Here is a 5,854-nt window from a genome sequence, read left to right on the forward strand (position 1 = left end):
CACCCTGCCCCTCTGCCTCCTCCCAATCCCCAATTCCAGTATCTCGCTCGATAATCGAGCGAATGATTCAAGGCAACGATCGCCAACTGACGATGATTAACTCATTGCTAGAAATTAATTCTTATGAAAAAAAGGGTATTGACATCAAACCCGAACCTGTGGATTTTAACACCCTACTGGGAGCAATTTTCACCCAGTTGGAACCCACACTGGCACAAAATCAAGCGACTCTGAAGAACTTGGTTCCCACAGATTTACCGTTAGTGATGGCAGATGCAACTCGGTTAGAGAAAGTTTTGGCACATTTGGTAACACATAGCTTGCAAAATAATCCACCAGGATTAAATTTTATTTTGAGTGCCAGCGTTGAGGGCAAAATGATTCGCACTCAGATTCAAGATGACGGTGTGGTAATGAGTAAACTAGAGTGCGATCGCCTTTTCGATCTGCATGTCCGCGATCCCCAAGATTGTTGTTCCACAAGCATTGGCTTAAAAACGTATCTTTGTCGGAAAGTTATTAAAGCACATGGCGGCGAAATCGGTGTTATTAGTAACCGCAAGCGCGGGTTAACTTTCTGGTTTACACTACCTTTAGCAACATCTGCAACAAATCGCCCATAAATTACCAAAAAATGAGAGGGTGTTATTTATGGCAATGTTGAGTTAGGGAAACACCCTCAAGGTATGGGCAAAGTTGCTCGGATGCTAATGGATACTTTGTTTACAACAGTGCAAAGGTGGTGCAGACAAAGCTTTTCTGCACCAACAAGAGATGAAACCACTACTCTTTACAGAGATTGGCGTAACCGTTTTTTGTGGCAGAGATTGCGTTTATGGTTATGGCTGGCGCTGATGTGTCTGTTGTCTTTTACTTTGCGAGACATTTACGGCTTGTTTTTTCCTTTTGCAGAGTTGCAGCAGCTGCCAGGAGTACTTAAAACTGAGCGCCTTGTAATAAATATTGCAATGTTGCTGAATATACTAATCTGCCTTGCTTTACATAAAACTAAGTTAGGTCGTCATCGTCCAGATTTATTATTTTTGGGGTCTTCTTGGTCAATTAGTCTAGCATCACAGTTGTTTGCAACCATCCGAGGTTTCGCGCTACCTGATACCATCGGCTGGTCGCTGTTGTTCTTGAGCCAAGCTGTGTTGATGCCTGTCTGCTGGATTCTTCACTTGCTGACTCAAGTGAGCGTACTAATTTACTATTTTGGTGTGAATACCGCACTTGGGCTAAAAACACCAATCCTCGACCATCCAGAAATATATAATGTAACGTTCATTTTATACATTTTTTGGTTTTGTGCTATATGTGACATCGGTGTTTATCTGTACGATCGCCTGCAACGTTCTGAGTTTTACGCCCATAAAGAACTGGAATCTGCCTACCAAAAACTCAAGGTTGCAGAAGCTAAATATCGCAGCATTTTTGAAAACGCCGTTGAAGGGATTTTTCAAAGCAGTCCCGATGGACGTTACATTACAGCAAATCCGGCTTTAGCACGCATTTATGGCTACTCTTTAGCGGAGGAAGTGACAGCAAATTCTACTGTTATTGAACAATTGTACGTTGATCCAAACCGCCGCGCAGAATTTGTCCGCCTGATGGAAAAGTATGGCAGCGTTTCCGAGTTTGAGTCCCAAATTTATCGCCGAGACGGAAGTATTGTCTGGATTTCGGAAAAAGCCTACGCAGTGCGTGACGAACATCTTAAATTGCTTTACTACGAAGGTTTGATTGAAGATATTACCCAACGCAAACAAACTGAAGAAGAACTACGAGTATTTTTCCATGCAGTTTCCCACGACTTACGTAACCCAGTGTTGGGTACTTTAATGGTGCTGAAAAATTTGCTTGCACGTCCAGAGGAGAATATTTCGATTTCACGCTCAATTTTAGAGCGGATGATTCAAAGTAGCGATCGCCAACTTAATTTAATTAATTCGTTGATGGAAGCTCATGTCGGCGAGGTGGAAGGTGTTATTTTGCAGCGCCAAGCCGTACAATTACTGACAGTTATCGAAGCTGCGATCGTAGATTTAGAGCCATTGCTAGAGCAAAATCAGGCCAAGCTGACAAATCTGGTATCCGCAGATTTGCCATTAGTGAATGCAGATCCCACGCAACTATGGCGAGTTTTTTCTAACTTAATTGTTAATGCTCTGAAACATAATGCCCCTGGATTGCTATTGACAATTAACGCTACCCGTGAAGGCGAAATGATTTATTGTACTGTTAGTGATAACGGCGTGGGAATTAGTCAACAACAAAGCGATCGGCTTTTTGAGCTTTACTTTCGGGGTGCAAGTATCCGCAATTCTGTAAGTTTGGGATTGGGCTTGTATTTATCTAAGCAAATTGTCAATGCTCATGGCGGCGAAATTGGTGTAAAAAGTAAATTGGATGCAGGGGCAACATTTTGGTTTACATTACCTATTAGCTGACTAATAATTTGTCAAGTTTAATAGGAATCCGACTTGAGTTTTGCTAGGTATACTGGGGTATAACCTATGTCAGGGAAGGTTTCTACCATTATCCGATTTAAAAAATCAAATATAAATCTTAGTATTAGTGACTAAAGTAACTATTTAAACGTGACGTTAGATACAGGCGTGTGCCTGATTATTCCGATTAGATTGAGAATATACAAATCAAGCAATGCAACGGAGATTAAAGGATATATGAACCGCTTTAAATCTATTCTTCTTGGAGGCTTATTAGCAGCTGCTTCAATTGCTGCTCTTTCTCAAAATGCTAATGCTGCTGAATTTAAATCTGAGCATGAGCATTTTAATCGTAGTAATACTGTAGCTTTTAATAACAATAAAGTCCAACACGAACGTCAAGTCCGAGAACAACGCGCTCGTGAATTGCGTGAACGTCAAGCCCGTGAACGACGCGCTCATGAATTGCGTGAACGACGCGCTCGTGAATTGCGTGAACGACACGCCCATTTTAATCACTAAGCTGAAAATTTTCCCTCATATTACGTTAGGAGAGTAGCAATACTCTCCTTTTTTGTTTGCATAAATCTGTTCAAATTAATGCCCAAATAATGTTATTTAAAGGGCTGCTAAAAAAAGTAGGCACTTTTTGTCAAAATTATGATTAATATTATGTTTGGAATCAATATTTGCATCTATATCTAGCGATTAGGTTTTCATAAACCTTATCGAGTTTGTTATTATTCAGGAAAAAAGTAATTAATAGAACAACAAAATCCGGGTAAAAGTGGCGATGTTATCTCATCATTACCTAACAAAGTAGCAACTAAAACCAACTGTGCTTTTTCTCGCCGATAAACTTCGACTTTTTTAATAAAGCGATCAACAATCCAATACTCACGCACGCCTTGAACTGAATATAGTTTCAGTTTTGCTTCTTTATCTCGAAATTCGTTTTGTTTACCAGGGGATAAAACCTCTATTACTAACTCTGGTGCGCCTGTCAAATGTCCCGCTTCATCTTCAATTTGCGCCAGTCGTTCTCGACTTACCCAAACTACATCTGGTATAACGCTATCTGCTTGCGAAAAAAGCACCCCTGGAGCCACAATTGTTTCTCCTAAACCACTCGAATCTGACCAAACATCGAGTTGTCGAAATATTTTGCCACAAACTTGTTGATGACGGCGATGAGGAGTGCGAGTCACAAAGAGTTCTCCATTAATAATTTCATAGCGCGTCCACTCATTTTCGGGTAGAACCTCTAAATCGTGAATTGTCCAGCGTACTCCCTCAACGGCTTGGTTCATAATTGTCCCCGTTTGGCTCGTTGCCTTTATTTGTTTAATTTTATCTTTTCTTCGGGCAAGGCAACTATGAGGTTTAAATTACAACCATAATTAAAAGCGGAAGTTCAGGCAAAACTCTGTATGCTGACATTTACCCAACTTAAACCACCTAATTACGATGCCGCAGTTACTTTTACTCTGGCGTTAACAGCAGAAGAACGCACCCGCAGTCGTCATCGCTTTGAAACGGAAGATGGTATTGTGTTTTTACATTTACCCAGAGGAACTGTCTTACATGATGGCGATATTCTGCAAGAAGAAACTTATAGCAGTTTAATCAGAATTACTGCTAAACCAGAACTAGTGCTAACTGCCTTTGCCCAAACACCACTTTTATTATTACGGGCAGCATACCATTTGGGAAATCGCCATGTCCCTGTAGAAATTACCCCAACTTATTTACGCTTGTCTTCAGATTCGGTTTTACGCACGATGTTGGAACAACTGGGATTAGAAGTTAAAGAGGGAATTTTACCGTTTCAGCCAGAATTGGGAGCTTATGGACAACACTATCATGCTCACTGATAGTCATCTTTTGAGTATTTTACAGTTGGCTAGTCCCGCTTTGCCTGTGGGAGCATATAGTTATTCTGAAGGTTTGGAAATGCTGGTAGAAAATGGTACGATCGCTAACCACACACATCTCAGAGATTGGTTAAAAGCAGAGTTGCTATACGGGGCAATTCGGTTAGAGGCGGCGGTGATGGTACGATCGCAGCAAGCTACAAAAATGGGTGATATTGAATCGTTATGCCGTTGGAATCTGTGGTTATCGGCTGCTAGGGAAACAGAAGAGTTACGTGCCTCTAGTTGGCAGATGGGGCGATCGCTCATCCAATTACTTGGTAAACTAGAACCGCAGATTATACCTATTGCCAATGCTGTAGGTAATCCTTGCAATTATGCGATCGCTTTTGGTATTGCAATTGCCCATTGGCAAATCAGTATCCAAGCCGCATTACTTGGATATCTGCATAGTTGGGCAAGTAATTTGATTACTGCGGGTGTAAAACTTATCCCCCTTGGACAAACAGCAGGACAGCAGTTATTACTAGATTTACAACCATTATTTAACGTTGCGGCGTTAGAAATTCTCGCATTGGAGGATGATGAACTCGCCTGTTGTAGTTGGGGTTTGTCGCTGGCAAGTATGCAGCATGAAACGCAGTATACAAGGTTATTTAGGAGTTAGTCATTGGTCATTAGTCATTGGTCATTGGTCAAAAACTAAGAACTAATAACCATGTACCAACAGACAAAGGACAACTGACAAATGACAAAGGACAAATAACAATGAATGCATTTCGAGTAGGGGTTGCTGGGCCAGTGGGTTCGGGGAAGACGGCTTTAGTGGATGCTTTGTGCAAGGGATTGCGTGAGCAATATCAGATTGCGGTAGTGACGAATGATATTTATACTCAGGAGGATGCTCAGTTTTTAGTGCGTTCTCAGGCATTGGCAAGCGATCGCATTTTGGGTGTAGAGACTGGTGGTTGTCCCCATACTGCTATCCGCGAAGATGCTTCGATGAATTTGGCGGCAATTGAACAATTAGAAGAACGTTTTATCGATTTGGATTTGGTATTTTTGGAAAGTGGCGGTGATAATTTAGCTGCTACCTTTAGTCCAGAATTGGTGGATTTAACGATTTACGTTATCGATGTTGCGGCTGGTGATAAAATTCCCCGCAAGGGTGGCCCCGGTATTACTAAATCTGATTTGTTGGTGATTAACAAAACTGATCTAGCGCCCTATGTCGGTGCAGATTTAAGTGTGATGGAACGAGATGCTAAAAAAATGCGCGGCGATAAACCTTTTATTTTTACTAATTTAAAAACTCAGTCTGGGCTTGCAGATGTAATTAATTTTGTTTGCATAAATATCTGTTGAAAAGAATTTTATAACCCACAAAGGTGGGTTTTGCCTGTATAGACGCGGTTTATGAGCCTTTGAACTCGAAAGTTGAGCCTTTGAACTCGGAAGTTGAGCCTTTTAACTCGGAAGTTGAGCCTTTGAACTCGGAAGTTAAGGCTTAACTCTTTGTCAAAGTCAATT

At 41.2% G+C, this 5,854-nt stretch carries 7 protein-coding genes; 6 read left to right on the forward strand and 1 reads right to left on the reverse strand.

The window, feature by feature from the left end:
• The 3 genes from ACFE90_RS35330 to ACFE90_RS35340 form a co-directional block, all read left to right on the forward strand.
• Positions 1-623 (forward strand): sensor histidine kinase (locus tag ACFE90_RS35330; RefSeq protein WP_375506926.1); only part of this gene is annotated, 623 nt, incomplete at its 5' end.
• Between the two features lie 87 nt (positions 624-710).
• Entirely contained in the window at positions 711-2,450 is a 1,740-nt protein-coding gene (locus ACFE90_RS35335) for an ATP-binding protein (protein WP_375506931.1), read from the forward strand.
• A 237-nt stretch (positions 2,451-2,687) separates the two neighbouring features.
• Positions 2,688-2,972, forward strand: coding sequence for a hypothetical protein (locus tag ACFE90_RS35340; protein ID WP_375506927.1), 285 nt, complete (start codon positions 2,688-2,690; stop codon positions 2,970-2,972).
• A 218-nt stretch (positions 2,973-3,190) separates the two neighbouring features.
• Here ACFE90_RS35340 and ACFE90_RS35345 read toward each other — a convergent pair whose 3' ends face one another.
• A complete protein-coding gene (locus ACFE90_RS35345; protein ID WP_375506928.1) occupies positions 3,191-3,760 on the reverse strand; it encodes a Uma2 family endonuclease in 570 nt (189 codons plus the stop codon).
• A gap of 120 nt (positions 3,761-3,880) precedes the next feature.
• Here ACFE90_RS35345 and ureE point away from each other — a divergent pair, with 120 nt between their 5' ends.
• The 3 genes from ureE (at position 3,881) to ureG (ending at position 5,689) form a co-directional block, all read left to right on the forward strand.
• Positions 3,881-4,324 carry an urease accessory protein UreE gene (ureE, locus tag ACFE90_RS35350; RefSeq protein ID WP_375506929.1) on the forward strand — a complete coding sequence of 148 codons (444 nt, stop codon included), beginning with the start codon at positions 3,881-3,883 and terminating at the stop codon, positions 4,322-4,324.
• The gene (locus ACFE90_RS35355; protein ID WP_375506930.1) at positions 4,299-4,991 is read left to right on the forward strand and encodes an urease accessory protein UreF; all 693 of its coding nucleotides are present in this window, start codon (positions 4,299-4,301) and stop codon (positions 4,989-4,991) included. Before ureE ends, ACFE90_RS35355 begins: the two co-directional genes overlap by 26 nt.
• Positions 4,992-5,092: 101 nt before the next feature.
• On the forward strand, positions 5,093-5,689 hold the full coding sequence (ureG, locus tag ACFE90_RS35360) for an urease accessory protein UreG (RefSeq protein ID WP_292710107.1): 597 nt from the start codon (positions 5,093-5,095) through the stop codon (positions 5,687-5,689).
• Positions 5,690-5,854 lie beyond the last annotated feature (165 nt).

The sequence above is a fragment of the uncultured Nostoc sp. genome, assembly GCF_964245445.1.
Lineage (GTDB): Bacteria > Cyanobacteriota > Cyanobacteriia > Cyanobacteriales > Nostocaceae > Nostoc.